General features: G+C 60.6%; 26 protein-coding genes and 1 tRNA gene. 14 read left to right on the forward strand and 13 right to left on the reverse strand.

The genetic code is table 11. The annotated features are described in order from the left end of the window. Window positions 1-8 precede the first annotated feature (8 nt). From AYR47_RS18010 to AYR47_RS18040, 7 genes are read left to right on the forward strand one after another with little or no spacing between them, the layout of a single operon-like run. On the forward strand, window positions 9-2,117 hold the full coding sequence (locus AYR47_RS18010; RefSeq protein WP_061436153.1) for an acetate--CoA ligase family protein: 2,109 nt from the start codon (window positions 9-11) through the stop codon (window positions 2,115-2,117). After that, a complete protein-coding gene (locus AYR47_RS18015; protein ID WP_061436155.1) occupies window positions 2,107-3,714 on the forward strand; it encodes a 5-guanidino-2-oxopentanoate decarboxylase in 1,608 nt (535 codons plus the stop codon). Before AYR47_RS18010 ends, AYR47_RS18015 begins: the two co-directional genes overlap by 11 nt. Before the next feature lie 19 nt (window positions 3,715-3,733). Continuing rightward, a complete protein-coding gene (locus AYR47_RS18020) occupies window positions 3,734-5,320 on the forward strand; it encodes an ABC transporter substrate-binding protein (protein WP_061436156.1) in 1,587 nt (528 codons plus the stop codon). 11 nt (window positions 5,321-5,331) lie between these two features. Then, the gene (locus tag AYR47_RS18025) at window positions 5,332-6,291 is read left to right on the forward strand and encodes an ABC transporter permease (RefSeq protein ID WP_061436157.1); all 960 of its coding nucleotides are present in this window, start codon (window positions 5,332-5,334) and stop codon (window positions 6,289-6,291) included. A 3-nt stretch (window positions 6,292-6,294) separates the two neighbouring features. Beyond that, window positions 6,295-7,122 (forward strand): ABC transporter permease, encoded by an 828-nt coding sequence (locus AYR47_RS18030; protein WP_028619646.1) that lies wholly within the window; start codon window positions 6,295-6,297, stop codon window positions 7,120-7,122. A 2-nt stretch (window positions 7,123-7,124) separates the two neighbouring features. After that, window positions 7,125-8,744, forward strand: coding sequence for an ABC transporter ATP-binding protein (locus tag AYR47_RS18035; protein WP_061436158.1), 1,620 nt, complete (start codon window positions 7,125-7,127; stop codon window positions 8,742-8,744). Between the two features lie 9 nt (window positions 8,745-8,753). Next, on the forward strand, window positions 8,754-9,452 hold the full coding sequence (locus AYR47_RS18040) for an NAD(P)H-dependent oxidoreductase (protein ID WP_033902118.1): 699 nt from the start codon (window positions 8,754-8,756) through the stop codon (window positions 9,450-9,452). A gap of 15 nt (window positions 9,453-9,467) precedes the next feature. Here the strand turns inward: AYR47_RS18040 and AYR47_RS18045 are convergent, their stop codons facing one another. Continuing rightward, window positions 9,468-10,538, reverse strand: coding sequence for a 3-deoxy-7-phosphoheptulonate synthase (locus AYR47_RS18045; RefSeq protein WP_061436159.1), 1,071 nt, complete (start codon window positions 10,536-10,538; stop codon window positions 9,468-9,470). 333 nt (window positions 10,539-10,871) lie between these two features. Next, window positions 10,872-11,006, reverse strand: coding sequence for a hypothetical protein (locus AYR47_RS33155; RefSeq protein ID WP_257722329.1), 135 nt, complete (start codon window positions 11,004-11,006; stop codon window positions 10,872-10,874). Window positions 11,007-11,151: 145 nt separating this feature from the next. Here AYR47_RS33155 and AYR47_RS18050 point away from each other — a divergent pair, with 145 nt between their 5' ends. Both AYR47_RS18050 and AYR47_RS18055 read left to right on the forward strand, forming a co-directional pair. Next, on the forward strand, window positions 11,152-11,901 hold the full coding sequence (locus tag AYR47_RS18050) for a carbon-nitrogen hydrolase family protein (RefSeq protein WP_061436161.1): 750 nt from the start codon (window positions 11,152-11,154) through the stop codon (window positions 11,899-11,901). Beyond that, window positions 11,902-12,333, forward strand: a complete 432-nt coding sequence (locus AYR47_RS18055; protein WP_061436162.1) for a GNAT family N-acetyltransferase — start codon at window positions 11,902-11,904, stop codon at window positions 12,331-12,333. It abuts the gene before it with no gap. Window positions 12,334-12,368: 35 nt separating this feature from the next. Here AYR47_RS18055 and AYR47_RS18060 read toward each other — a convergent pair whose 3' ends face one another. Then, window positions 12,369-12,608, reverse strand: a complete 240-nt coding sequence (locus AYR47_RS18060) for a DNA-binding protein (protein WP_038851376.1) — start codon at window positions 12,606-12,608, stop codon at window positions 12,369-12,371. A gap of 82 nt (window positions 12,609-12,690) precedes the next feature. Between AYR47_RS18060 and AYR47_RS18065 the strand changes: the two genes are divergently transcribed. From AYR47_RS18065 to AYR47_RS18085, 5 genes are all read left to right on the forward strand, one after another. Further along, window positions 12,691-13,056: a helix-turn-helix domain-containing protein gene (locus AYR47_RS18065; RefSeq protein ID WP_033902122.1), complete on the forward strand. Its 366-nt coding sequence runs from the start codon at window positions 12,691-12,693 to the stop codon at window positions 13,054-13,056. A 151-nt stretch (window positions 13,057-13,207) separates the two neighbouring features. Next, window positions 13,208-13,849 carry a response regulator transcription factor GacA gene (gene gacA / locus AYR47_RS18070; protein WP_032886613.1) on the forward strand — a complete coding sequence of 214 codons (642 nt, stop codon included), beginning with the start codon at window positions 13,208-13,210 and terminating at the stop codon, window positions 13,847-13,849. 1 nt (window position 13,850) lies between these two features. After that, window positions 13,851-15,674, forward strand: a complete 1,824-nt coding sequence (uvrC, locus tag AYR47_RS18075) for an excinuclease ABC subunit UvrC (RefSeq protein ID WP_061436164.1) — start codon at window positions 13,851-13,853, stop codon at window positions 15,672-15,674. A 32-nt stretch (window positions 15,675-15,706) separates the two neighbouring features. Continuing rightward, window positions 15,707-16,267 (forward strand): CDP-diacylglycerol--glycerol-3-phosphate 3-phosphatidyltransferase, encoded by a 561-nt coding sequence (pgsA, locus tag AYR47_RS18080; protein WP_003232771.1) that lies wholly within the window; start codon window positions 15,707-15,709, stop codon window positions 16,265-16,267. Window positions 16,268-16,330: 63 nt separating this feature from the next. Further along, a tRNA-Gly gene (locus tag AYR47_RS18085) sits at window positions 16,331-16,406 on the forward strand. 216 nt (window positions 16,407-16,622) lie between these two features. Here AYR47_RS18085 and yecR read toward each other — a convergent pair. From yecR to tssK, 10 genes are all read right to left on the reverse strand, one after another. Then, complete coding sequence (gene yecR, locus AYR47_RS32170) at window positions 16,623-16,919, reverse strand: YecR family lipoprotein (RefSeq protein WP_237142480.1); 297 nt, start codon at window positions 16,917-16,919, stop codon at window positions 16,623-16,625. 261 nt (window positions 16,920-17,180) lie between these two features. Beyond that, window positions 17,181-18,343 (reverse strand): IS3 family transposase gene (locus AYR47_RS18090; RefSeq protein WP_156487803.1). Its coding sequence is split into 2 segments (ribosomal slippage): window positions 17,181-18,088 and window positions 18,088-18,343, totalling 1,164 coding nucleotides; the frame shifts between segments, so codons are not numbered across the junction. Window positions 18,344-18,394: 51 nt separating this feature from the next. Further along, window positions 18,395-19,372 (reverse strand): hypothetical protein, encoded by a 978-nt coding sequence (locus AYR47_RS32790; protein WP_061436165.1) that lies wholly within the window; start codon window positions 19,370-19,372, stop codon window positions 18,395-18,397. A 3-nt stretch (window positions 19,373-19,375) separates the two neighbouring features. Next, entirely contained in the window at window positions 19,376-19,732 is a 357-nt protein-coding gene (locus tag AYR47_RS18105) for a DUF4150 domain-containing protein (RefSeq protein WP_061436167.1), read from the reverse strand. 1 nt (window position 19,733) lies between these two features. Next, window positions 19,734-21,080, reverse strand: a complete 1,347-nt coding sequence (locus AYR47_RS18110) for a DUF2169 family type VI secretion system accessory protein (protein ID WP_061436168.1) — start codon at window positions 21,078-21,080, stop codon at window positions 19,734-19,736. 9 nt (window positions 21,081-21,089) lie between these two features. Further along, a complete protein-coding gene (locus AYR47_RS18115; RefSeq protein WP_061436170.1) occupies window positions 21,090-23,102 on the reverse strand; it encodes a type VI secretion system Vgr family protein in 2,013 nt (670 codons plus the stop codon). Window positions 23,103-23,127: 25 nt separating this feature from the next. Further along, entirely contained in the window at window positions 23,128-23,385 is a 258-nt protein-coding gene (locus AYR47_RS18120; RefSeq protein WP_033901888.1) for a PAAR domain-containing protein, read from the reverse strand. 70 nt (window positions 23,386-23,455) lie between these two features. After that, window positions 23,456-23,968 carry an Hcp family type VI secretion system effector gene (locus AYR47_RS18125; protein WP_016968948.1) on the reverse strand — a complete coding sequence of 171 codons (513 nt, stop codon included), beginning with the start codon at window positions 23,966-23,968 and terminating at the stop codon, window positions 23,456-23,458. 104 nt (window positions 23,969-24,072) lie between these two features. Next, entirely contained in the window at window positions 24,073-24,915 is an 843-nt protein-coding gene (gene icmH / locus AYR47_RS18130; RefSeq protein ID WP_061436172.1) for a type IVB secretion system protein IcmH/DotU, read from the reverse strand. Further along, on the reverse strand, window positions 24,908-26,254 hold the full coding sequence (gene tssK / locus AYR47_RS18135) for a type VI secretion system baseplate subunit TssK (RefSeq protein ID WP_033901890.1): 1,347 nt from the start codon (window positions 26,252-26,254) through the stop codon (window positions 24,908-24,910). The genes icmH and tssK overlap by 8 nt, the downstream gene beginning before the upstream one ends. Window positions 26,255-26,262: the final 8 nt, after the last annotated feature.

The raw sequence follows: 26,262 nt of genomic DNA on the forward strand, positions 1-26,262 counted from the left end.
GAGAGCGTATGTCCCAGGCTATTCGCGGCAACCTCAAGCGCCTGCTGGCGCCCCGGCACCTGGCATTCGTGGGTGGACGCAGCATGGCGCGCGCGCTCAAGCGCTGCGCCGACGGCGGTTTTACCGGGCCGATGTGGCTGGTCAACCCGCAACATGACAGCCTCGATGGCATCCCCTGTGTGCGCCGCGTGGCGGATTTACCCTGTGGGCCGGATGCGGTGTTTATCGCCACCAACCGTGAGTTGACGCTGACCTGCGTGGCTGAACTGGCCGCTATCGGCACCGGTGGCGCCATTTGCTACGCCTCGGGTTTTGCCGAAACCGGCGCCAGCGGCGCCGCCATGCAGCAGCAGCTCTTAAAGGCTGCGGGCGACATGGCCTTGCTCGGCCCCAATTGCTATGGCCTGCTGGATTATCTGCACAGCGCGGCTCTATGGCCGGTGGCCCACGGCGGCAAGTCGGTGGAGAAGGGCGTGGCTGTGCTCACCCAGAGCGGCAACTTCGCCTACAACCTGTCGATGAGCGACCGATCGCTGCCGGTGGCCTACATGGCCTCGGTCGGTAATCAGGCGCAACTGGGCGTTGCCGAACTGATGGATGTGTTGCTTGATGAGCCACGCGTCACCGCCATCGGCCTGCACCTGGAAGGGTTGAAGAATGTGCCCGGTTTTGCCCGAGCAGCGAACAAGGCGCTGGAGAAAGGTATTCCGATCATTGCGCTGAAAACCGGCGTGTCGCAGATCGGCGCCGAACTTGCCTTGAGTCACACCAGTTCATTGTCCGGCTCCGACGCGCTGTACGACAGCCTGTTTGCGCGCCTGGGCGTGATCCGTGTGAGCGGGCCGGTAAGTTTTGTCGAAACCCTCAAGGCGGCCGCCTGCGGCAATCTTCCAGCGGGCAACCGCCTGATTGCACTGGCCTGTTCGGGTGGCGATGCGGGGCTGATTGCCGACTATGCCGAACGCAATCATCTGGCCTTGCCGAAACTGGACGAAGACCAACGCGCTGAACTGGCCCAGGTGCTGCCCAGCTACGCCAACCTGGTCAACCCGCTGGATTTCACCACCGCCATCTGGGGCGACCGTGATGCCCTGAACACGATGCTTGACACCGCGCTACGAACCGACGCCGATGCCGCCATGCTGGTGCTGGATTACCCGGCTGAGTTCACTGGCGAGCGCAAGGAGTGCGACCTGCTGCTGGAGCTGTTCTGCGCCGCTCTCGGCCGGCATGGCAAAACCGGATTTGTCACCTCGGCGTTTCCCGAGCTGCTGCCGGCCCATGCCCGCGAGCGTCTGCATGCTCAGGGGATCGCCGCGCTGCAAGGCGTAGAGGATGCACTGGCGGCTTGGGGGCGGATTGCCGACTACCAGAGCAACCGGCGCGTGTTGCTGGAGCGAGGCGAGTCGATCCTCGAACCCTTGTGCCCAAAAGCCCTGGATGACAGTGGCGGGGCCTTGGACGAGTGGGCTTCCAAGCAAGCCTTGCGTGCGTTCGGCCTGACCACACCCGCCGGCGTGCTGAGTACGCCGGGAAGGGCGGTCAGTGATGCAGAACTGCTGGGCTATCCGTTGGTGCTCAAGGCGGTCAGCGCGCAGTTGCCGCACAAGACTGAGGCCGGTGCCGTGGTGCTGAACCTGCAGAACGGCATGGCCCTGACCGCCGCACTTGAGCAGATGCGCGAGCATCTTTCGGCTTATGCGCCGCATGTCGTTTTCGATCAATTGCTGTTGGAGTCGATGGCGACGCCGCCATTAGCCGAGTTGATCGTGGGCATCAAGCGCGAAAACGACTTTGGCCTGGCCCTGGTCATCGGTGCCGGCGGCATCCTGGTGGAGCTGCTCAAGGACAGCCGCAGCCTGTTGTTGCCGACCACCGACAGTGCCATCCGCAACGCCTTGCTCAGCCTGCGCAGTGCCGCGTTATTGCAGGGTTTTCGCGGGCGTGAAGTGGCGGATCTGGAGGCGCTGGTGGCGGCCATCCGGGCCGTGGCCGACTACGCCTGCGCCAATGCCGGGCAATTGCTGGAGCTGGATGTGAACCCATTGTTGGTCAATGCCCAGGGCGCCACGGCGGTCGATGCGTTGATCCGTCTAGGAGATGAACATGCGCGATAACACCCTGACCGGCGGCCAGGCCCTGGTGCGGTTGCTGGCCAATTATGGCGTCGACACGGTCTTCGGCATTCCCGGTGTGCACACCCTGGAGCTGTATCGCGGCCTGCCCGGCAGTGGCATTCGCCATGTGCTCACACGGCATGAGCAAGGTGCCGGCTTTATGGCTGACGGCTACGCGCGGGTCAGTGGCAAGCCGGGGGTATGCTTTGTGATCACCGGTCCCGGCGTGACCAATGCCGCCACCGCGATTGGCCAGGCGTACGCTGATTCGATTCCGATGCTGGTGATCTCCAGCGTCAACAGCACCGCCAGCCTCGGCAAGGGTTGGGGCATCCTGCATGAGACCCAGGACCAACGCGCGATCACGGCGCCGATCACCGCGTTTTCGGCGGTGGCACTGAGTGCTGAGGATTTGCCTGAACTGGTCGCCCGCGCCTACGCGGTGTTCGACAGCGAACGACCCCGTCCGGTGCATATCTCGGTGCCGCTGGATGTGTTGGCGGCGCCGATCCTGCGCGACTGGAGCAATGAGGTCGTACGCCGCCCTGGTCGTGGCTTGCCGTCGGCCGATGCCTTGGATCAAGCTGCGGCCAAGCTCGCGACGGCCAAGCGACCCATGATCATTGCCGGTGGCGGTGCCTTGGCGGCGGGCGAGGCTTTGCAACGGTTGAGCACCCAGTTGGCGGCGCCGTTCTTCACCAGCGTGGCCGGCAAGGGTCTATTGCCCATCAATGACCCGCTGAATGCCGGCTCCACCCTGTGCGTCGAACCCGGCTGGCAACTGATCAGCGAGGCGGATGTGGTGCTGGCAATCGGCACGGAAATGGCCGACACCGACTATTGGCGTGAGCGTTTGCCGCTCAACGGCGAGTTGTTGAGGGTGGATATCGATGCGCGCAAATTCAATGATTTCTACCCCTGTGCCGTGGCACTGAAAGGCGATGCACAGCAGACCGTGCAGGCCTTGCTGGAGCGCCTGCCGGCCACAGCGCGCGACGCTGAAGCCGCCATTTCGACAGTGAGGGCGTTGTTGCAGGCAGTCGAGTTGGGGCACGGCCCCTTGCAGTCCATCCACCAAGCCATTCTCGACCGTATCGAAGCCGAATTGCCGGCCAATGCGTTCATCAGCAGCGACATGACCCAACTGGCCTACACCGGCAATTACGCCTACCGCAGCCGTGCGCCGCGCAGCTGGTTGCATCCTACCGGCTACGGTACCTTGGGCTACGGCCTGCCCGCAGGTATCGGCGCCAAGTTTGGCGCGCCACAGCGGCCGGGTTTGGTGCTGGTGGGCGACGGTGGTTTCCTCTACACCGCCCAGGAACTGGCCACCGCCGTCGAAGAACTGGACAGCCCGTTGGTGGTGCTGTTGTGGAACAACGACGCGCTTGGCCAGATTCGCGATGACATGTTGAGCCTCGATATCGAGCCCATCGGCGTGCTGCCGCGCAACCCGGATTTCGCGCTGTTCGCCCAGGCGTTCGGCTGCACCGTGAACCAGCCCCGCACCCTGGATGAATTGCAGACGGACCTGCGCAACGCGTTCAAACGCAATGGCGTGACCTTGATCGAGTTGAAACATGCCTGTGCCTGTTGACCTTTAGAGAGACAAGACCATGAGCGAAAACAACAACAAAATGACTCAAGCGATGCACCGCCGCGACTTTCTCAAACACAGCGCCGTGGCTGGCGCGGTGGCTGCGGCGTTCTCCATGGGCTTGCCGTTGCAGGCCTTTGCCGCCGACGCCACGCCCAAAGCGGGCGGTGTATTGCGCCTGGGCCTGGCCGGTGGCAGCACCACCGATTCCCGCGATCCGGGTTCCTGGGTCGATACCTTCACCTTTGTCGGTTTCTCGGCGGTGTACAACACCCTTACGGAAATCGCGGTGGACGGCAGCGCGATTCCCGAACTGGCCGAGCGCTTTGAATCCACACCTGATGCGCGGGTGTGGACCTTTCACTTGCGGCCTGGTGTGACCTTCCACAACGGCAAAAACTTGACCGCCGACGACGTGGTGGTCTCGATCAATCATCACTTGGACGCCAAGTCCACCTCCGCCGCCAAGACCGTGTTGGGTGATGTCGCCAGCGTGAGCGCCCAGGGCAGCGATGCGGTGGTGTTCGAGTTGCATTCGGGTAACGCCGACTTTGCGTATGTCGTCGCTGATTACCACTTGGTGATCATGCCCGCCAAGGACGGCGTGGCGGACTGGCAAGCCGGCGTGGGTACCAGTGGCTATCGCCTGAAAAGCTTCGAACCCGGCGTGCGCATGGACCTGGAACGCAACCCAGACTATTGGAAACCCGGTCGCGCGCACTTCGCCAGCGCCGAGTTGCTTGCCATCGCCGACGGCGCCGCGCGGGTCAATGCGCTGGTCACCGGGCAGGTGGATGTGATCAACAAGGTCGACCTGAAAACCGTGGCGCTGCTCAAGCGCAACCCCGGTCTGGTGATCGAAGAAACCAAGGGCGCGCAGCACTACACCTTCCCGATGCTGTGCGACAGCAATGAATTCAAGAACAACGACATCCGTATGGCCATGAAGCATGCGATCAACCGCGAGACGTTGTTGGCCTCCGTGCTGCATGGCTACGGCCTGGTGGGCAACGACCACCCGATCCAGCCCGGCAGTCGCTTTATCAATGCGGCCCTGGAGCAGCGCGCCTACGACCCGGACAAGTCGCGATTCTACCTGCGCAAGGCCGGTGTGGAGTCGCTCAAGGTGCGCCTGCAGGCTTCCGATGCGGCTTACACCGGTGCGGTGGACGCCTCGGTCTTGTTCAAGGAGCAGGCACGCCAAGCGGGTATCGACATCGATGTGGTGCGTGAACCCGCCGACGGGTTCTTCTCCAATGTGTGGATGAAGCAGCCGTTCACCACCTCGTTCTGGTACAGCAGCCTGACCGCCGACCGCATGTTCAGCATCGGCTACGCCAAAGGCGCGGCGTGGAATGAAACCCATTGGGACAACCCACGTTTCAACCAACTGCTCAACGCCGCCCGTGGCGAGATGAACGCGCCGTTGCGCCAGGAGATGTACAACGAAATGCAGGCCCTGTGCCGGGATGACGGCGGGGCGATTGTGCCGCTGTTTGCCAGCTCGGTGGCGGCGCGCTCGAACAAGGTCAACCACGGGCCGCTGACCGCGCCCTATGGTGAGTTGGATGGGCTGCGGTTGATCGAGCGGTGGTGGCAGGCCTGAGGAGTGGCACCATGAATAGCCTGTTGAAGCTGGTCCTGCAACGCCTGGCACTGGGTGTGCTGTCGTTGTTCGCCGTGTCGGTGGTCATCTTTCTCGCCGTGGGCATGCTGCCGGGGGATATTGCCCAGGCCATGCTCGGGCAGTCCGCCACGCCGGAAACCGTGGCGGCATTTCGGGCGCAGCTGGGCCTGGATCTGCCGCCGTTCACGCGCTTTGCCCAATGGCTGCTGCGCCTGCTGCACGGTGACCTGGGTGCGTCGCTGGCCAATCAGCGACCGATTGCCGATTTGATCGGTGCGCGATTGGGTAACACCCTGAGCCTGGCTGCATTGGCGGCGTTGGTCTCGGTGCCCACGGCGCTGGTGCTGGGCATGCTGGCGGCGCTGTACCGCAACAGCTGGTTCGATCGGCTGCTCAATACCTCGGCGTTGAGCGCCGTGTCGTTTCCGGAGTTCTTCGTCGCCTACCTGCTGATCCTGGTGTTCTCGGTGAAACTCGGCTGGTTCCCCAGCCTGTCGAACCTGGCGCCGGATGCCACGTTTGGCACGATTCTGGAACGCTCGGTGTTGCCGGTGGCAACCCTGAGCCTGGTGGTGATCGCGCAGATGATGCGCATGACCCGCGCGTCCCTGATCAACCTGCTCGCCAGCCCCTATATCGAAATGGCTCGCCTGAAGGGCATCCGCCAGTCGCGGATTATCTGGCGGCATGCGCTGCCCAACGCGCTGGCGCCGATCGTCAACGTGATCGCGCTGAACCTGGCGTATCTGGTGGTGGGGGTGGTGGTGGTCGAAGTGGTGTTTGTCTATCCGGGCCTCGGCCAGTTGCTGGTGGACTCGGTGTCCAAGCGCGACATCCCGGTGGTGCAGGCGTGCAGCCTGATCTTTGCCGCCACTTATATCCTGCTCAATACCGGGGCGGACGTGTTGTCCATCGCCAGCAACCCACGCCTGATGCATCCCAAGGGGTAGCCCATGAACCTGTTGAGCCAAGTGGCCCGCGCGCCGTTGAGCGCCAAGTTCGGCTTGCTGATTATTCTGTTGTACATCGCTGTGGCCGTGTTTGCGCCGTTGCTGGCGCCCTATGGCGAGACCCAGGTGGTGGGCGAGGGCTTTGCGCCCTGGAGCGGCCAGTTTCTGTTGGGCACCGATAACCTGGGGCGCGATATGTTCAGCCGTTTGGTCTACGGCGCGCGCAACACGCTGGGTATCGCCTTCCTGACCACCACGTTGGCGTTTTTGCTGGGGGGCTTGAGCGGCTTGGTGGCGGCGATCAAGGGCGGTTGGATTGACCAGGGCTTGTCGCGGGTGGTGGATGTGCTGATGGCGATCCCGCAGCTGATCTTCGCCTTGTTGATTCTGAGCGTTGTGGGCACCAACGCCACGTCGCTGGTGTTGGTGATTGCCTTGCTGGATTCGACGCGGGTGTTTCGCTTGTCCCGTGCCGTGGCAATGACCGTGGTGGTGCAGGATTTTGTCGAAGCCGCCCGCCTGCGCGGCGAAGGCCTGTGGTGGCTGGTTACCCGCGAAGTGTTGCCCAACGCCGCCGCGCCGCTGATTGCCGAATTCGGCCTGCGCTTCTGCTTTGTGTTCCTGTTCATCAGCGCGTTGTCGTTCCTCGGCCTGGGCATTCAGCCGCCCACTGCGGACTGGGGCAGCATGGTGCGTGACAACGCGGTGTTGATCACCTTTGGCGACATCAGCCCGTTGCTGCCGGCCCTGGCGGTGGCGTTGATCACCGTCAGCGTGAATTTTGTCGTCGACTGGATGCTGCACAAATCAAGCGGCCTGAAGGAGTGTTGAGGATGGACAAGCCATTGCTGGAAATCCGCAACCTGCAGATCGAAGGGCATTACGAAGACGCCTGGCACCCCCTGATCAAGGGCATTGATCTGACCCTGAAACGCGGCGAGGTGCTGGGTTTGATTGGCGAGTCGGGGGCGGGTAAATCCACCCTGGGGCTGGCGGCGATGGGGTATGCGCGGGACGGTTGCCGCATCACCGGTGGTTCGGTGTGTTTTGATGGTATCCAGTTATTGCAGGCCAGGCCCGAGGCGCTGCGCAAATTACGCGGCCTGCGCATTGCCTATGTGGCGCAGAGCGCGGCGGCGTCGTTCAACCCGGCGCATCGCCTGATCGACCAGCATGTCGAAACAGCGGTGATCAACGGTGGCATTGATCGCGCCCAGGCCGAGCGTGAAGCGGTGGAACTGTACCGTGTGTTGCGCCTGCCCAACCCGGAAACCATCGGTCAACGGTATCCCCATCAAGTCTCCGGCGGGCAGTTGCAGCGGGTCATGACTGCAATGGCCATGGCCTGCCACCCGGACCTGATCATCTTCGACGAGCCCACCACCGCCCTCGACGTCACCACTCAGATCGAAGTGCTGGCGGCGATCCGCGATGCCGTGAAAACCTACGGCAGCGCCGCGCTCTACATCAGCCACGACCTGGCGGTGGTGGCGCAGATGGCTGACCGTATCATGGTGTTGCGTCACGGCAAGCTGGTGGAGGAGGCGGACACCCGCAGCATGCTCAGCCAGCCGCAGCAGGACTACACCAAATCCTTGTGGGCGGTGCGCAGTTTTCGCACCGAGCCCAAGGCCTGCCCGGACCAGCAAGTGCCGTTATTGGAGGTGCAGCAGGTGAGCGCCAGTTACGGTCATCAAGCGGTGCTGCATGAGGTGTCGATGAAGCTCTATCGCGGCCAGACCCTGGCGGTGATCGGCGAGTCGGGCAGCGGCAAGAGCTCCACGGCGCGTCTGATCACCGGACTGCTGCCGGCCACGGCGGGGCTGGTGCTGTATGACGGCGAGGCATTGCCGGCCGACTTTCGTCAGCGAAGCAAGGAGCAATTGCGGCGGATCCAGATGATCTACCAGATCCCCGACACGGCGCTGAACCCGCGCCAGCGCATCGTCGACATCATCGGCCGGCCGCTGACGTTTTACCTGGGCCTGAAGGGCAAGGCGATGCGCGCTCGCGTTGCCGAGTTGCTGGAGATGATCGAACTGGACCCGGCGGTGTTCATGGAGCGCCAGCCAAGGGAATTGTCCGGCGGCCAGAAACAGCGCATCTGCATCGCCCGTGCCTTGGCGGCCAACCCGCAACTGATCATCTGCGACGAAGTCACTTCGGCCCTGGATCAGCTGGTGGCCGAGGGCGTGCTGAAGTTGCTCAACCGCCTTCAGCAACAACTGGGCGTGGCCTACCTGTTTATCACTCATGACGTCGCCACCGTGCGTGCCATTGCCGATGAGGTGGTGGTGATGCAGCGGGGCAGGGTGGTGGATCAGGGCAGCCGCAGCGAGATTTTCACCCCGCCGTACCAGGACTACACCGGGCTGTTGTTTTCATCGGAGCCCGAGATGGACCCGGATTGGCTCGATCACTTGCTGGCCCAACGGGCGGCGCACACCGTTTGAGGAGTTTGTATGAAAGTTCTGATTGTTCACGCGCACCCTGAGCCACAGTCATTCACTGCGGCTTTGCGCGATCAGGCGGTGACCACACTGGAAGGCCAGGGGCATGAGGTAAAGGTCAGCGACTTGTACGCCATGCAGTGGAACCCGGTGGCGTCGGCAGCGGACTTTTCGTCGCGGGAAAACCCCGAGTACCTGGTGTACGCTCTGGAGCAGCGCATGGGGGTGAAGAAGCAGTCGATCGCTGCGGACATCCAGGGCGAGTTGGACAAGCTGCTGTGGGCAGATCTGCTGATCCTCAACTTTCCGATTTTCTGGTTCTCGGCGCCGGCCATGCTCAAGGGGTGGATCGACCGGGTGCTGGTGTCGGGTGTGTGTTACGGCGGCAAGCGCTTTTACGATCAAGGCGGCCTGGCAGGCAAGCGCGCGATGGTCACGGTGACCCTGGGCGGGCGCGAGCATATGTTCGGTGAGGGCGCGATTCATGGGCCGCTGGAGGACATGTTGCGGCCAATTCTGCGCGGGACGTTGGCGTATGTGGGGTATGACGTGATGCCACCGTTTGTGGCCTGGCATGTGCCGTATATCAGCGACGAGGCACGGCGGGGTTTCCTGGTGGGGTATGAGCAACGGCTGCAAGGGCTGGCGGATGAGCAGCCCTTGGTGTTCCCGAAGCTTGAGCAGTTTGATGAGGCGCTGTACCCGCTTTAGCAGCGCCTTGGTCATTTAGCCTTGTGCGCGCAACTGCTGTGCCGCACTGCGCAACAGCTGCTCGGTGCCACTCCAGCCCAGGCAGCCATCGGTGATCGACACACCGTACTTCATCGATGCGCTCAGCGGCTGGCAGCCTTCGAACAGGTGGCTTTCGAGCATCATGCCGATCAACGAAGTGTCACCTTGCAGGCGTTGTTCCAGTACCTCGTTGAACACTGCCGGTTGACGCAGCGGGTCCTTGCCGCTGTTGGCATGGCTGCAATCGACCATGATGCGCGCCGCTACCTTGGACTTGGCAAGATCGTGTTTCACCTGCGCCACGCTTTGCGCATCGTAGTTCGGTCCACGGTGACCGCCGCGCAGCACCAAGTGCGTGTCGGGGTTGCCTGGGGTCTGGATGATCGCCGGGTGACCCTGGCTGTCGACGCCGAAGTGACGGTGCGGGTGGGACGCCGAGCGCATCGCGTCACAGGCAATCGCGACACCGCCGTCGGTGCCGTTCTTGAAGCCTACGGGCATGCCCAGGCCGCTGGCCATTTCGCGGTGGATCTGCGATTCGGTGGTGCGCGCGCCAATCGCGACCCAACTGAGCAGGTCATCGAAGTAGCCGGCTGCCATAGGTTGCAGCAGCTCAGTGGCGACTGGCAGGCCCAGGCGCAGCATTTCGCGCATCAGTTCGCGGGACAGGGTGAGGCCGGCGGCCATGTCATCACTGCCATCCAAGTGAGGATCGTAGGCCAGGCCTTTCCAGCCGATGGTGGTGCGCGGTTTTTCGACGTAGGCGCGGATCACCAGCAGCATCTGGTCGCTGACTTCCAGCGCGAGTTTCTTCAGGTTGCGCGCGTATTCCATGGCCGATTCCGGATCGTGGATCGAGCACGGGCCGACAATCACCAGCAAACGCGAATCTTCGCCATTGAGGATGGCGCGCACGGCTTGGCGATGGGCGTGGACTTGTTCGTTGAGGAACGGGCTCAGGGGCAGTTGGTGCTTGAGCTCGAGGGAGCTGGGCAGGCGCTGGGTCAGGGCTTCGTTGGCGCTGGTCAGTGCAGAGATCGGCAGAGCGGCGGTGGCAGAGTTCATATTCAAGGCTTCCTGGGCAAGCGGCGGGCTGTTCCCGCGCGCTCTGCCCTACTGGGGTGTTCGACAATTGGCCGTATTGGCTACGTGTGTTGGCTTGCCACCAAGAGGTGACCGATCGGAGGCGGCAGGCTGTCCCGAGCGGAGCTGGCTAAATCGCCATGCGGTGGAGGTGTCGTAGCGGTAATAGGTGGCGTAGTTCATGTCGTGTGTCCTTTAAGTGTTCTTCAAAAAGTGTTAGAGGCTGAAAAAACAAAACCCCCGGTCGGGGAGCCGACCGGGGGTTAGATTTCTCTGGTAGGCGACCCCTTGAGTAGTGGGCGCCGATTTCAGGTATCAGGCGCGCCAGTGGCTAAACCAATACCCAAAATAAAAGCTGACCAGTGCGCTCGAACCGTTCACACGGGTAGCCGACACCGAACGCGTGGCGCTGGTAGCAGGGCAAACCTGGGTGCGGGTGAGTTGCAACATGGTGTGTCTCCAAATGATGGGCAGAGCTTACTCGACGCGCACGGGTGGTTTCAATCAGAAATTTCTATTGCCTTGGAGTACTTACGGCTATGGGAGAGTGCCGATATGCTGATCACACTCTGACAATGATTGCTGGAACGCGACCATGACCGCCCTGACCGTTGCTGCTGCACAATCCGTTTCTATCCCGGGCAATCTGCCGGCCAATATTGAGCGGCACTTGGTGTTCATGCGTGCAGCCGCCAAGCAGGGCGTGCAGTTGCTGGTGTTTCCGGAGCTTTCGTTGACAGGTTATGAACCGTCCCTGGCGGCCGAGTTAGCGATTGAGCCCGGCGACACGGTCTTGACGCCGCTGCGCGAAATGGCGCGGGAGTTGCGACTGACAGCGGTAGTGGGCATGCCTATCCACCTAGCGCCTGGCGTGGGCGTGTTGATCGGTGCACTGGTGCTGGGGGCGGATGGCTCGCTGGCGATCTACACCAAACAGCATCTGCACCCAGGTGAAGAGGTTGCGTTTGTCCCAGGGCAGGGCGGTTCGGCCCTGGAGTGGTGGGATGATCGGATTGCTTTAGCGGTATGCGCGGACTTCTCTCATGCCAGCCATCCACGTCGGGCGGCTGAGGCAGGTGCTACGATTTATGCCGCCGGCGTGTTGATCAGCGAGGGCGGCTACGCGACTGATAGCGTATTGCTCCAAGGCTATGCGGCCGAACATGGGCTGTTGGTCTTGATGGCCAACCATGGTGGTCCATCCGGTGGTTATGTCTGCGCGGGTCGCAGCGCTATCTGGGCGGCTGATGGCGGCTTAGTCGCCGCCGCCTCCGGTGTCGGCGACTCGCTGGTGATTGCGCGTCGCGAGGGTGGGCAGTGGGCTGGCCAAGTGGTGCCTGTCTAAATGGCGTTCCAACTGCGCGCCGCAACTGATCGGGACCTGCCGTTCGCCCGAACACTGACCATCGAGGCCATGAGCCGCTACTACCAGCAATACGACCTGATCTGGTCCAACGATGGCTTCGATGTCGCTTGGGCCGGCCGTGAAAACTGGCTGATCTGCAACGATGATGCGGTAATGGGCTTTATCAGCCTGAGCCGCGATAGCCGCGCGCTCTACATCCGAGAGCTGCATATGCTCGAAACGTGTCGTGGATTGGGCGCGGGCAGTTGGGTGTTGGAACAGATGGCACTCAAGGCACAGGCGCTGGGCCTGTTGCGCTTGACCGTGTTCAAGACCAACCCGGCCAGGCGGCTCTATCAGCGCATGGGGTTGAGCATTGTCGGTGAGGAAGACTGCTTCTGGCGCATGGAGCGTGCCTGCCAATCAAGCTAAACCATGCACTCAATCCTAATAAGCGCATACTGACTTCAGGAGACGACTTCCTGATCGTTGTTTTGGCCATCTGCCTCAGCAAGGATGATCCCTTCTTTCATGCCCAGAAGGACCGCCACCTTATGGGCCTCTCCACGCCGTCCCTTTTTGCGCCCAGCGAGCACTTGATAAGTGGTTGCCGGATCAACGCCATGTTCGCGGGCGAACGCTTGAACTGACTTTCCTTGATGTTCCAGCCAGGCTTTGGCTTGTGCAGCAGTACGGATTCCGGGCATAGTTCAAAACCGTTCAAGTTCGTTTAACAAAGAGATGAGTGTGTCACCTCTTGGGGTGTGCCAACTAGGATCATACATCCAAATGAGTGGAATCGGTTCGCGTTTGAGGCAAGAAAGAGAGCGACTTGGCCTGTCGCAAAAAGTGTTTGGTGAAATCGGCGGCGTTGAAGCCAACGCCCAAGGTAAATATGAAAGTGGAGGGCGTGCGCCTAAAGCGGACTATTTATCCCGTGTCGCTGAAAGAGGTGTGGATGTGTTGTACGTGTTGACCGGTACGGCAACACCGATCCAATTGGAGAACCTGAGCCACATCGAAGAGAAAGTGTTGGGCGATTACCGCGCCATGTTCAAGGAAGACCAGGATGCGATCCGCCGCCTGACGTCGACCTTGGCCGAACATTCCGGTTCGCTGAATGGAAAAATCAAGCCGCAGCCCCAGGATTCCTGACCCGCTGCCCAGCAAATAGAGCCGTCCACCCCTCGGTGGGCGGCTGCTGTGCGTTCAAACACTATATATATGACGCTTGCAGCTAGGTCTGCGCCTTGGTTTTTTGCTAAGGTGTTCAGCAACCTATAAGACCATATCGCGAGGTGTCTGCTTGATTAGGGTGCTAGTAGTCGATGACCATGATCTCGTTCGTACAGGTATTACACGAATGCTGGCTGACATCGATGGCCTGCAAGTAGTCGGCCAGGCCGAGTCCGGGGAAGAGTCCCTGATCAAGGCTCGAGAGTTGAAACCCGATGTGGTGTTGATGGACGTCAAGATGCCCGGTATCGGCGGTCTTGGCGCCACGACCAAATTATTGCGCAGCCATCCGGACATCAAGGTCGTGGTGGTGACAGTGTGCGAAGAAGACCCGTTTCCGACTCGCCTCTTGCAGGCGGGCGCAGCCGGTTACCTGACTAAAGGTGCAGGCCTGGCGGAAATGGTGCAAGCCATTCGCCTGGTCTTTGCTGGCCAGCGTTACATCAGCCCGCAGATTGCCCAGCAATTGGCGATCAAATCTTTCCAACCCGTTAGCGACTCACCGTTCGATGCGCTGTCGGAGCGGGAAATCCAGATCGCCTTGATGATCGTCGGCTGCCAAAAGGTGCAGACGATCTCCGACAAGCTTTGCCTGTCGCCCAAGACCGTCAACACCTACCGCTATCGCATTTTCGAGAAGCTCGCCATCAGCAGTGATGTTGAATTGACCCTGCTCGCGGTGCGCCACGGCATGGTGGACGCCAGCGCCTGACATGAGCACACCGTTTGATCCCAGTGCCTTTCTCTCAACCTGCAGTGGCCGCCCTGGCGTGTACCGCATGTTCGACAGCGAGGCGCGCCTGCTTTACGTCGGCAAAGCCAAGAACCTGAAGAACCGCCTGGCGAGCTACTTTCGCAAGACCGGTCTCGCGCCGAAAACCGCTGCGCTGGTGGCGCGTATCGCCCAGGTTGAAACCACCATCACCGCCAATGAAACCGAAGCGCTGCTGCTTGAGCAGACGCTGATCAAGGAGTGGCGGCCGCCCTATAACATCCTGCTGCGCGACGATAAATCCTACCCTTACGTGCATTTATCCGACGGCAACTTCCCGCGCCTGAGCATTCACCGTGGTGCGAAGAAGCAGAAGGGCAAGTATTTCGGCCCTTATCCCAGCGCTGGAGCGATCCGTGAAAGCCTGAGCCTGCTGCAAAAGACCTTTTTTGTGCGCCAGTGCGAGGACAGTTTTTACAAAAACCGCACCCGTCCGTGCCTGCAATACCAGATCAAGCGTTGCAAGGCGCCCTGTGTGGGTCTGGTCGAACCAGCGGAGTACGCCGAGGATGTACGCCATTCGGTGATGTTCCTCGAAGGACGCAGCAATGCCTTGACCGATGAACTCTCCGGCGCCATGGAGCAAGCCGCCAGTACCCTGGACTTCGAGCGCGCCGCCGAGCTACGCGACCAGATCTCGCTGCTGCGCCGCGTGCAGGATCAGCAGAGCATGGAGGGCGGCACTGGCGACGTCGATGTGATCGCGGCGTTCGTCAATCCGGGTGGTGCCTGTGTGCACCTGATCAGCGTGCGTGGCGGCCGGGTGCTAGGCAGCAAGAACTTTTTCCCGCAGACCGGTATTGACGAGGACGTGGCCGAAGTCATGGCGGCGTTTCTGGGTCAGTACTACGTGAGCAGTCCCGAGCGCGATCTGCCGTCGGAGTTGATCGTCAACTTGGTGCACGAAGACTTCCCCACGCTGATCGAGGCGATCCACGAACTGCGCGGCCGCGAGCTGGATATCAGCCATCGCGTACGCGGCACCCGAGCGCGCTGGCAGCAACTGGCCGTGACCAACGCCGAGCAGGCCTTGGGTGCCCGCCTGGCCAATCGACAGCACGTCGCCGCACGCTTTGACGCCCTGGCCGAAGTCCTCAACCTGGACGAACCGCCGCAGCGCCTGGAGTGCTATGACATCAGCCACTCCAGCGGCGAAGCCACCGTGGCATCTTGCGTAGTGTTCGGACCGGAAGGGCCGATAAAAGCCGATTACCGTCGCTATAACATCGAAGGCGTCACCGCCGGCGATGACTATGCCGCCATGCACCAGGCTCTGACGCGACGTTTCAGCAAGCTGAAGGACGGCGAGGGCAAGTTGCCAGACATCCTGTTGGTGGACGGCGGCAAGGGCCAGCTGTCCATGGCCCGCGATGTGCTCAACGAGCTGGCGGTACCCGACCTCATCCTGCTCGGCGTGGCCAAGGGCGCTACACGCAAGGCCGGTTTCGAAACGTTGTACTTGAATGACGCCGCCCATGAGTTCACCTTGAAGGGCGACTCACCTGCGCTGCACCTGATCCAACAGATCCGTGACGAAGCCCACCGTTTCGCCATTACCGGTCACCGCGCCCGGCGTGGCAAAACCCGGCGAACCTCAACCCTGGAAGGGGTGGCGGGGGTCGGGCCGACACGGCGACGCGACTTGCTTAAACATTTTGGTGGCTTGCAAGAGCTATCCCGTGCCAGCATTGACGAAATAGCCAAAGCACCCGGTATCAGTAAAAAGCTCGCTGAGCTGATTTATGCGAATCTGCACAGCGAATAGAATGCCTTTCCACCTCGTAGCCAGTTGTGCCGATGAATATCCCTAATCTGATCACCGTTCTACGCGTCCTGCTTATTCCGATTTTCATTCTGTTGTTCTATTTGCCGTACGAATGGAGCTATGCAGCTTCCAGTTCAGTGTTCGCCTTTGCGGCCGCCACCGACTGGCTCGACGGCTACCTGGCCCGCCGCCTGGAACAGAGCACGCCCTTCGGCGCGTTCCTCGACCCGGTGGCCGACAAGCTCATGGTGGCTGTCGCGTTGGTCCTGTTGGTGCAAGAACACGGCAACCTGTGGCTGACCCTGCCGGCCGCCGTGATCATCGGCCGCGAGATCGTCGTCTCGGCCCTGCGCGAATGGATGGCCGAAATCGGCGCCCGCGCTCACGTGGCCGTGTCCAACATGGGCAAATGGAAAACCGCCGCGCAAATGCTTGCGCTGGTGATCCTGCTGGCCAACCCGTCGGACTTCTCCTTCTGGGTCCTGACTGGCTACGCCCTGCTGCTGATCGCGGCTGGCCTGACCTTGTGGTCCATGCTCCAGTATCTACGCGCCGCCTGGCCACATCTGCGTACCACGGTTGAAAAGAAATAAAACTTTTTTGAATCAAAGGGTTGACGGGTTCTGATAATTCTATAGAATGCGCATCACCAAGACGCGGGAATAGCTCAGTTGGTAGAGCACGACCTTGCCAAGGTCGGGGTCGCGAGTTCGAGTCTCGTTTCCCGCTCCAAACATTGATCCACGAATGTCCATTGGGCGTTGGGATCACCCAAAAAAAGACGCTTCGGCGTCTTTTTTCGTTCCAGCGCGACGCGTAAAACCCCCCTCCAGCCGTTTAATAAGCATTTTATGGTTGTTCCTTGACTGGTTGAAAGAGACGCCTAAGCCTGTCGCCGGGCTGGGTGATGACTGTCTTCCCAGCCCGCTACGACGCCTTGATCCGATATCACTTTTGGCAGAGGTAATCCTGCGTAACGGTGTTCTCTAAGCACTGGAATTGCCCCATGGTGCGGCACACGGATTTTTCCTGCCCTGAGCGTTCGGCGCTTTTGTAGCCCCAGAACTGACAGCGCCCCGTGGCAATCTTCAAGCCTTGGGCTGCGTCGCTTTGGCCGTTTTCAAATTGCCCTTGTTCATAGGACAGTTGAACGACGCCGTCGGCTTTGCTCCCTCCTGTGGCTTCCCAAAAATTTCGGCGTTGCGCAGCCCGCGAGCAGCAGCAAGGTAAGGGGTAGAACTGCAAGGATTGGCGTGTCGCCGGTGCCGAAAATCATCCACCAATCTGTGGCTAATGCCGGTACGGCGTTTAGTGAGAGAAGTGCGAAAGAAGCGCAAGCGAGCAGGCGCTTCTGCATGCGAAGAGTGGTGTTAAGCATGGTCGATCTGAGTTCTAGGTTGCTGGGATATGAGGGCAGGTTGCTCACCTGGAGGTTGGCGTGCCGCAACATCCTAGGCAGTGCCGTCCGACCACTTCAATTGCGTGGGCGTAATCAGGATGTAGTGGTCAACTAATCCCGGACACGACGTTAAGTTTTTCTTCGGCCCGAGCTGGCGCCAGCCCACCGTTGAATTGATGGGGTCGAATCCAGTTGTACCGATCCATCAAGAATTGGCTGATATCGCGCTGGGCTTCTTGAGCCGTTCTGTAACCCGTGGTCGGTACCCATTCCGTTTTCAAACTGCGGAACACGCGCTCCATTGGCGCATTGTCCCAGCAATTTCCCCGGCGACTCATGCTCTGGCGCATTCGATAGCGCCACAGCCGCTGGCGAAATAAACGACTCGCATATTGCGACCCTTGATCCGAGTGAAACAGCAGGCCCTGAGGCCTTCCTCGTTGTTCGTAAGCCATATCCAGCGCCTTGATAACCAGATCGGCGTCCGGCTTTTCCGACAACGCCCAGCCCACTACCCGGCGCGCGCAAAGATCCAGCACGACCGCCAGATAGTGCCATTTCCCCTGGGCCCAAATGTAGGTGATGTCGCCGCACCACACCTGGTTGGGTGCCGGAACATTGAACTCGCGGTTCAAGGTATTCGGGATATCGAGTCGTTCTACCGTCGCTCTTTTGTAGGCATGTGATCCGGGTTGTTTGCTGATTAGATCAAGCTCGCGCATCAAGCTGCGCACTTTGAATCGACCGAGCTGCTCACCGTCGTCACGCATCAGCGACAGGATGCTGCGGCTGCCCGCAGCACTACGACTTTGCGTGAATAACTCGCTCACCCGACTGCGCAACCGAAGCCGTTCGACATCAGGCGTGCGGCGCCTAAGGCGCTGGGCGTAGTAGCACGAACGGGTGACTTCAAACACCTTGCACAGCCAGTCAACCGGCTCATGGACGCTCAACTGATTGATCAGCGCGTACGCTCGTGATCTTCCGACATCAAGAGCGCGGTAGCCTTTTTTAATATCGATTTTTCCCGTTCCAGGCGGGCGATCCGGGCTTCTAACTCCTGGATTTTCTGCTGTTCCGGGGTCAGCGCTTTGCTCTGCGGGGTAACGCCTTTGCTCTCTTGTTGAACCTGGTCGACCCAACGGCGTAGTGCCGACTCGCCGACGCCGAGTGAACGGCTGGCTTCGATGTAGCTGTAGTTTTGCTTGAGCACGAGGTCGGCAGCCTCGCGTTTGAATTCAGCAGAAAAGGAACGGCGTTGTTTGGTCATTTGACACCTCGATCTGGCGAGCATTCTCGCCTAAATGGGTGTCCGGTTTCATTAGACCACTACAAGCATCCACTTTCGCACTTCGGGAGACTTTTCACCTAAGAGTCTTCCTTCTTCATTCCACCATTTAACTGCATCCTTGTTGTGGGCCATGTCGGCATCTTTTAGTGGATACCACTCGCCGTCAGAAGCTTCGAACTCAGTTCCGTTTTTCCCATCTCTAAGCTTGTCTTCTGAGCGCATCCGTTCTTGAACTTCCTTCCCTGTTCTTGAATCTTTCCCCGGTGTTCGACCAAGATACCTCTCTCGTAAGGACTTTTCACGCTTGAGGATCTTGGCTCCCGAAGCTTCGCTGGTACTTTTAGCCCCTTTTTCTGCGGCCTCTTGAGCTGTTTTTTCCGCAGCTTCTTCGGCTAGTTCTTTCGTTGCTTTACCTGAGGCTTCGGCCGTCTTCCTGCTGTACCTTGTGGCCTTGCCAGCGGTTCCCAGGTAGCCAACAAACGGTATCGCCGAGAGCAGCGAGAGACCTGCGCCCACGTAGTCCCCGCGAAAAAGGCTAATGACGCCGCTTGCAATATCGGCCACTTCCCCGACCACGGGGATCAGGCCCACCACATCCAGGCCGAGCTGGATGCCATCCAGGATCTGCTTGCCGGTAATGCCTTCTTCTTCGGTTTCAGCCTCTATCGGCGGATTGGCCTGCGATGCCGGTACCGCCGCAGGGGCTGTTTCACCCACAACCCGCCCAAGGGTATTGCCACTTTTGAAAGAACTGAACGACGGCAGACTCGCCTGTTCGGAATGCAGGTAGCCCGCCCGCAGGGCCTCGTATTCCTCTTCCTGCATTTCCTTGCTTTCGTGTATTTCATTGCCCATGGCGTCGCGCCAGAAGACGTCGATTTGCACGCCACCATTCTCGCCTTGCTGCAGGAACATTTCGGCCGGGCCGACGATGCTGTTGGGGGGCGGTTGGACGGTGACGCTAATCGCATGCACCCGCACCGGAGCCAGATTGATCGGTTCCGCCATGCGCTAAACCCCATTCATCCAGAACTTGTCGTCATGGCGCACCACCAACTTGCCTTCAGCACGTACGGTGCTGCTCTTCTCCAGTGGGTAGCATTTGCCGCCGACGGTGTTGCTCTTGATGCCTTTGGCGGCACCAGCCCCATCACCTTTGGTGCTCGGCACCAGACTCTTGTCGAACACCACCACCGGCTTGCCGTTGGCACGTACCGACTTGGCAACACCCGTGGCGGTTTTCAGTTCGGCGGTGACGGGGTAGGGCACTGGTGGTATGGCGCTGCCCATCGGGGTTTTGCACACGTCGGGGACGATGCTGACGACCTGCCATTTGCCTTGCTTGCGGGCGATGACGTTATCGGCCATGTCAGAGCACCTCCCTGGCTGGGCGCTTGATCAGCGGTGCAATTGGATCGGTCTCGAAACGCGCTTCAAGGACGCGGATGTCCAGGTGATTGGGCAGGCTGATGCGATGAGTCAGCGCCAGAGTCATGGCCTCGGTATCGATGCGCAGAGTGTCGGTGAGCATCGGCAGTGGCAGCATTGCGCCGTTGTGCAGGCGCATCAGCACAAAGGCGCGATGGCCGGGCAGTTCGACGCACAACGCGCCGTCGGGTGTCAGTCTGGGCTCGGTGAGGTTGAACAGTTCGATCCGAAACGCTGGCGGTGGAAACTCAATCTGCTGATCAACCGGTGCGCCGTTCCAGTAGGCGAAGTCGAAATCTCGTGGCAACCCAGGCCAGCGTTCACGCTGCCAGGTTTCGTCATAGCTCCCCGCCAATGGCAGGCGCGGTACCCAGGCACGACCCACCACGCCTAATCCCACCGGTTGATTTTTGTAGCTGGCCGCAACTTGCGCCATGCCGTTGGCGTCGAGTTCGCCCTCAGGATGTTTGACCCGGTCCAGACGCCACACCGGTTGGTCGATGGGTTCGATCTGTGGCGCGGACAGTTCGCGCAGCGGTTTGTCCAACTGATAGCCGAGATCTTCCTGGCGCTTTTCTATCCAGCCCCGGCCCAACGGGTTGCTGTAGCAGACCTCGTTGAGCAAATAGGGCGGCGTGTTTGCATCAACCGCATTTTCGGGATTGGGCACCACGCTGCTGCCACCGAAGGCATATTCCCAGCGCAAAGGCACCGAGGTGTCCGGTAGCGGTTCGGACAATTGCCAACCGAACAAGCTCTGGCTGAACTGCCGGGGGCCGGTGAATCTCAGCTGCTTGTCCAACAAATCATGGCGTGTAGGCGCATTGGCACGCCGCTTAAACGCCTCTTGTCGGGCAGCTTGCCATGCTGCCAGTTGATACTCGGTTAGCCGTTCGCCGGGACTCAGTGGCGTTGGTAGCGGCACATCGATGCGGGGAAGCGCCGCCACTGGCGCACTGATACGCAGGCCAGCCGTCCAGTGTGCGGTCGGTTGGCCCTGTGGCGCATAAGCATTGCCGACCACGATCACATCGCAGCGCGGTTTGAATGGCGCGAGGTCGCTTTCTTCGCAGGCGCTGCTTGACCCTTCTTCGCCGTAGTAGCTATCAGCAGTGCACAGGGGGAGCGGGTCCTCGTCCAGCACTTCAGCGCGAAACTGCCCCGGATGTCCGTCAATCGGCAGCAATCGGTAACCCACTTTCATGACCAGCACCGGATACTCTTGATCGTCCATGCCCAGCGCGCTGAAACACAACGCATCGAAGGGCGTCAGATTGCGAAATTCCATGTCCGCCCCTCAGTTGATATCCACGTCTTTGCCGTTGATCTGCACCGCGCCGCTGGCGGTGAAGTCGAAGGTACGGCCATTGATCAGTACCGAGCCGTCGGACTTCATCACCAAGGTCGATTTGCCGACGTTGATGTTCAATTCATCTCCGACGGTGATGCTGAAACGCTTACCGACTACCACTGATTTGTGAATACCAACCTGCTCGCTCTGGCTCAGCCCCACCGTGGTGTTCATCGCCGCACCAACACTGGTCTGGTACGCCGCACCAATCGTCAACGCTTTGGCCAAGCCGATGGTTTCGGCTTTGGCCAGTTTGATCGTTTCGGCCTTGTTACCGCCGATGGTCACGCTGCGGTTGGCACCGATGCTGATGGTTTCGTTCTGGCCGACGTCTTCGGTGCGGTGATCACCGATGGAGACCTTCTCGTTGTGCTCGACGCGTTCACTGCGGTCATTGCCGACGAAGATGCCGTTGTTGTTTTTGATATGGATGTTCTTGTCTTTTTCGGCATGGATGAACACTTCCTGGCGCCCCAGTTCATCCTCAAAGCGCAGCTCGTTAAAGCCAGGTCCCTTGTGAGTGCGGCTTTTGATGGTCATCCGCGTCTTGTGTTTGGGCAGCTCATAGGGCGGCAAATTGGTTTGCCGGTACGCTCGCCCAATGGCGATTGGCTGGTCTGGATCGCCGTCCAGGTAGCTGATCACTAGCTCTTGACCCACACGCGGGATGGCCATGGAGCCCCAAGTCGCGCCGGCCCAGCCTTGGGCGACACGGATCCAGCACGAACTCTGGTCGTTATTCTTGTCCGAACGATCCCACGGGAACTGCACTTTGACCCGGCCCCATTCATCGCAATAAATCTCTTCCCCAGGAGGCCCGACCACGGTGGCGATTTGCGGCCCGTCGATGCACGGTTTGTCCCGCAGCGGCGCCTTCCAATCCGAGGTCCAGCGGATGGCGCTGGCCTTCAACGAGTAAGAGGTACCAAGGCCACTGCCAAACGATTCTTCCTGCAAACTGGTGTGCTGCTTGCCTTCGTGCTTGATGGCGATGGTGCGCCAGCGATCATTGAAGTCCTCACGCGGATGATCGTTGAGGTCGAACGCCAACCCCGGTTGCAGGCGCTCATCGTCGCCTTCCAGGTGTGCCAACTTGGCGTCGTTGCGCAGGGCCGCCAGGCGCGTTTTGGTGAAGGGCTTGCCGGCGATATCGCGTTTGTAGCGACCGGGGTAGTCGTAGCGTTCGTAATCCTTGTGCTGGTTGTTCAGGTCCTGGTCGCCAGTGGCGGTGTGCTGCTGGTTGTAGCGTGGGTGGGTGAAGGTGTAGTCGCGCTGTACCTGCACGGCGGTGCGCACTTGTTCGGTGTAGTGGAAGCGGTTCAGCGCCGGTTCAATGGAGTCGCCGCCGCCCATCGGCTGGTAGATCACCGGGCAATCCGTATGGGTGCCAATGGTACCTAGACCGCCGACGCGGTCGGTAAGAACGAGGGTGTGGCCATCGGCGCGGTGTTCGAAGGTGTAGAGCAGGCCTTCCTCGGCGGCGAGTCGCGCGATGAAATCGAGGTCGGTTTCGCCGGCCTGCACGCAGTATTCGCGGGGTTGGTGCTCGAAGCAGATTTCGCTGCGGATGTCGGTCAGTTTTTGTTCGGCCAGCACGTTGGTGATGATGTCGGGCACGGTCTGGGCCTGGAAGATGCGCCAGTTGGAGCGCAGGTCGAAACGCTTCAAGGTTGGCTCGACCACTGCGGTGTAGCGGGTACGGCGAAAGCCGGTGTCGCCCTGCTGGAACAGACTGACCAGGCCGTGGACGTAACGTACTGGGGTGTCATCACGCCAGATGGTGAACACCGCGCCCAAATCGAGCATGCGGTAAAAATCGATGGCTTGATGATGGCTGACCAGCTCCAGTTCAAGTTTGAACGGCTGGGATAAGCCCTCTTCAAGGGTGAAGGAGACCACTTCGAAGGGATCGCCCCGCAGCGGTTCGAAGGTGTAACGCAGGTCGCTTTGACGGGGCATGAAACCTCCTTGTCGTGAGTTCGGATCAGTTGATCAGCCAGCTGGCATCGCCGTTTTCCAGGATGCCTTCGTGGTCGGTGCTGTCACCGACGCGGGCTACGGCTTTGCCGTTGATGACCATTGAGGGCGAGCCGCTGATGATCACGGCACCGCAGCCGAGGGTGTCGCCGACACGGGCGATGGCGCGGCCGTTGACGGTGACGTTGCGCGTGCCGCTTTTGACGGTGGTGGGGCCGCACAAAGGGCAATCATGGTCGTGACCGACCAGAACGACGGCGGGCATAAAACCTCCTAAGCAGTAGTTAGTCAGTAAAGGTTCCGCTGCCTGCGCAGCGGAACGGGCCGGTTGGTGGTTAAGCCGGCTTGCGCCAGTCATCCGAGGCTTCGGTACCAGCCACCACATGACTCCAGCTGACCTTGCGATAAGCCAGACTGGTCTTGATCAGCTGGGTGTAGTTGGCGTTGTCACTGTCTTGAGCGTGGGGCAGTACGGTGTGGATCTCGACGACGGTGGCATCTTCCAATTTGGTGGTGAAGAAGTGCTCCTGCTTGCCGTCCCCAGAGGTGCGGAACCACTTGACCTCGACGGTCGGCAGCATTTCGCCGGTGGCCAGCGCCTGGTAGAGCATGGGCGAGGCTTTGCTCAGCGCGCTGGTGAAGATCAGCGGCTTATGCACGCGCTGGCCGGCCGGCTGACCGCTTTGCGGGTCAGTGGGGGCGGCGATCTGGTGGTCGATCTCCTGGGCGAGGATTTCGTCTTCATGACCTTCCACATAAACGTTGCCCACCGAATCAGCGGTGAACGCGCCCTTGGTGATATGGCCCTGGTTTTTGCCGTGGATGCTGATGTACGCGGGTGTTGGCATGACAAGCTCCTTGTCGCGATCAATTGAGCGACCCGTGGGTCGCGGGTTATGGCCGAAAAGGCCATGGCTTTGCAGGCGCTCGGGATGAGCGCGCTGAAAATGGGTTACAGGTTGAGAATCCGTTCCAGGGAGGCGAGCACTTCCTGGGTGATGCTGTTCAGGCGCATGGAATAGATTGTGTAGGCGCAGGTCAGCACAACAGCGGCCAAAGCCCATGGCGTCCACAATGGCCAGGCGCGTTTGATCCGGTAGTTGCGCGGCGCGACGTTTTTCAGCGGATCGGTCAGCCGTTTGGGCGTCTCGCCGCGTAGCGGGCGCAACAGACCGTGCAGTTGGTTGATGATCTTCTGTATTTCGTCATCACCCTTGGCATGGGCGCCGTATTTGCCTTTGAGGCCGGAGATCAGGCACTGGTACATGAACTCCAGCACATGCTGGTATCGGGCCGCTTCGGGGATCATGTTGTTCATGACGGTGAAGAATCGCTCACCGCCTCGGGTTTCCCCATGGAACTGGCTGAGCAATGAGCGTTCACTCCAAGTGGAGAGCCTGCCCCAGGTGGTGCTCATGACCACCTCGTCCAGCAGCAGGCACAGGCTGTAGGAGTAGGCCTTGAGCATGCCGGCGTCGTAGTCGCGCTGGCTGACTTCTTCCATGATGGTGGTGATCTGGTTGCTGACGCTTTTGTACAGAGCGGTCACATCATCGTGGTGGTCCAGGCGGCGCAGGCGGATAACCAGGCCGATCAGGGGCGTGGCGGCATCGCACAGTGGGTTCCAGGCAAGGCCGCGCATGTCGAATTCAGGGTCTGCGAGTAGCGGTTCGGGCTTGGCGTGGTCCTCTGCGGCGCCGGACTCCTTGGTGTGGGTGGCCTGCTGCAAATAGCTGAGGAGCGGGTTGCTGTTGTCCTTTGGCGGCGTGGTTTCGGTGGGCATGGGCTCACTCATCTTTCTCACTCCTGATCGCCCAGAACTGCAACTCCAGCTCGGGGAATTCGCCGGCGATATGGAAGCCAAACCCACTGCCGCTGCTCAGGCTTGCCCAGGCAGGGTGATGGCGGTCGAGTTCGAAGTAGCTGAAGCCGGCATGGAACGGCAGGTGCCGTGGCGCCACCGGCAGCGGCAGCAGCGGGATGCCCGGTAGTTGCAGGCTGACCAGCTGCTCCAGGCCCTCGGCGGAGCTGATCTTGATCTGCTTGGGCAGTTGCTGGCGCAGGGTCTCGGCGGGCAGTTCGGCCCGCACCGCGAGGATGAACTCGGCGTTGTCCAGCAGGCGCTTGTCGTTCAAGGCCGCAGTGCGTACGCCGTATTGCTGCACAACAATCGGCAGCGACACCGCACGCGGTTGCAGCACGGTGCCCAAGGCTCGGCGCAGGGTGTGTTCCAACAGCTGGAAGGATTCGCGCAGGTTGTCGTGCTGGTAGGCCGGGTACTCCTGGGGCAGGTGGCCTTCATCGGTGAAGGTCACCAGTTCGCCGCAAGCCTGGGCCAGTGCGATGTACAGCCGTTCCGGGTGAACCTGGCGTTGGCGGGCCAAGTGTTGAAATAACGGGAACAAGCGGTTGAGGGTTTGCAGCAGGTTGAAGTCGGTGACGTCGGCCACGCCTGACTGCCCCGGCGAGCCAATACGCTGGGCCAGGTTCTGGGCGCGTGCGCGCATCAGCCCGGCCACTTCGCCCAGATAGCGGTGCAGCGCCGGCACCGCTTGCAAGGACAGGCTAGTGGGGTAGAAGTGCTCGTCCATCACCAGGCTGCCGTCCGGGCGTTTGTCTTTGATTCTGCCGATGGCGATGCCGGTGAAGGCACTGCGGTCGCTGCGTTCGAGCATCAGTTGCAGGTTGGGCACGGCCAGGTCCATGCCCACCTGATCGCCGTCATCGCTGTGGGTATCGCGGATTTCTTCGCGGTGGGCGATGTAGCGGCTGTTGCCGTAGCGGTCGGGCCAGCGCACTTCGAGGGCGCCGTTGGAGCGCAGCGGCAGAGCCAGGTAGACGATCTGGTTCACTGCGCTGCTGTCGGCAATCTCCAGCGGCGCGGGTGGCGCCAGGTCGCGTGGGATATCGAACACACTGCCATCGGGCATGATCCCGCGCGCCTGGGTGATGGCGACCTTGCCGAAGCTCAGATATTCGCTGTTCAACTCAAGCTCGCTGAAGCCGTAAAGGGCGTCGTTAAGGCCCTGCATACGTTGATGCACCGCAGCTTCGGCAGCACGGGCCTGTTGCTGGAAGTGTTGGGGTTTGACGAACAAACCTTCATGCCAGATGACGGGGTTACGTGAACTCATCGGTAATT

This window comes from Pseudomonas azotoformans, assembly GCF_001579805.1.
GTDB lineage: Bacteria > Pseudomonadota > Gammaproteobacteria > Pseudomonadales > Pseudomonadaceae > Aquipseudomonas > Aquipseudomonas azotoformans_A.

Coding starts and splice junctions, on each gene's coding strand:
- AYR47_RS18045 (WP_061436159.1), bottom strand. CDS start 10,538: ATGAACTCTGCCACCGCCGCTCTGCCGATCTCTGCACTGACCAGCGCC.
- AYR47_RS18040 (WP_033902118.1), top strand. CDS start 8,754: ATGAAAGTTCTGATTGTTCACGCGCACCCTGAGCCACAGTCATTCACT.
- AYR47_RS18055 (WP_061436162.1), top strand. CDS start 11,902: ATGGCGTTCCAACTGCGCGCCGCAACTGATCGGGACCTGCCGTTCGCC.
- AYR47_RS18020 (WP_061436156.1), top strand. CDS start 3,734: ATGAGCGAAAACAACAACAAAATGACTCAAGCGATGCACCGCCGCGAC.
- AYR47_RS18010 (WP_061436153.1), top strand. CDS start 9: ATGTCCCAGGCTATTCGCGGCAACCTCAAGCGCCTGCTGGCGCCCCGG.
- AYR47_RS18030 (WP_028619646.1), top strand. CDS start 6,295: ATGAACCTGTTGAGCCAAGTGGCCCGCGCGCCGTTGAGCGCCAAGTTC.
- AYR47_RS18110 (WP_061436168.1), bottom strand. CDS start 21,080: ATGGAATTTCGCAATCTGACGCCCTTCGATGCGTTGTGTTTCAGCGCG.
- AYR47_RS18065 (WP_033902122.1), top strand. CDS start 12,691: ATGAGTGGAATCGGTTCGCGTTTGAGGCAAGAAAGAGAGCGACTTGGC.
- AYR47_RS18060 (WP_038851376.1), bottom strand. CDS start 12,608: ATGCCCGGAATCCGTACTGCTGCACAAGCCAAAGCCTGGCTGGAACAT.
- pgsA (WP_003232771.1), top strand. CDS start 15,707: ATGAATATCCCTAATCTGATCACCGTTCTACGCGTCCTGCTTATTCCG.
- icmH (WP_061436172.1), bottom strand. CDS start 24,915: ATGAGTGAGCCCATGCCCACCGAAACCACGCCGCCAAAGGACAACAGC.
- AYR47_RS18105 (WP_061436167.1), bottom strand. CDS start 19,732: ATGGCCGATAACGTCATCGCCCGCAAGCAAGGCAAATGGCAGGTCGTC.
- AYR47_RS18120 (WP_033901888.1), bottom strand. CDS start 23,385: ATGCCCGCCGTCGTTCTGGTCGGTCACGACCATGATTGCCCTTTGTGC.
- AYR47_RS32790 (WP_061436165.1), bottom strand. CDS start 19,372: ATGGCGGAACCGATCAATCTGGCTCCGGTGCGGGTGCATGCGATTAGC.
- AYR47_RS18025 (WP_061436157.1), top strand. CDS start 5,332: ATGAATAGCCTGTTGAAGCTGGTCCTGCAACGCCTGGCACTGGGTGTG.
- AYR47_RS33155 (WP_257722329.1), bottom strand. CDS start 11,006: ATGTTGCAACTCACCCGCACCCAGGTTTGCCCTGCTACCAGCGCCACG.
- AYR47_RS18050 (WP_061436161.1), top strand. CDS start 11,152: ATGACCGCCCTGACCGTTGCTGCTGCACAATCCGTTTCTATCCCGGGC.
- AYR47_RS18015 (WP_061436155.1), top strand. CDS start 2,107: ATGCGCGATAACACCCTGACCGGCGGCCAGGCCCTGGTGCGGTTGCTG.
- AYR47_RS18125 (WP_016968948.1), bottom strand. CDS start 23,968: ATGCCAACACCCGCGTACATCAGCATCCACGGCAAAAACCAGGGCCAT.
- tssK (WP_033901890.1), bottom strand. CDS start 26,254: ATGAGTTCACGTAACCCCGTCATCTGGCATGAAGGTTTGTTCGTCAAA.
- AYR47_RS18115 (WP_061436170.1), bottom strand. CDS start 23,102: ATGCCCCGTCAAAGCGACCTGCGTTACACCTTCGAACCGCTGCGGGGC.
- AYR47_RS18035 (WP_061436158.1), top strand. CDS start 7,125: ATGGACAAGCCATTGCTGGAAATCCGCAACCTGCAGATCGAAGGGCAT.
- uvrC (WP_061436164.1), top strand. CDS start 13,851: ATGAGCACACCGTTTGATCCCAGTGCCTTTCTCTCAACCTGCAGTGGC.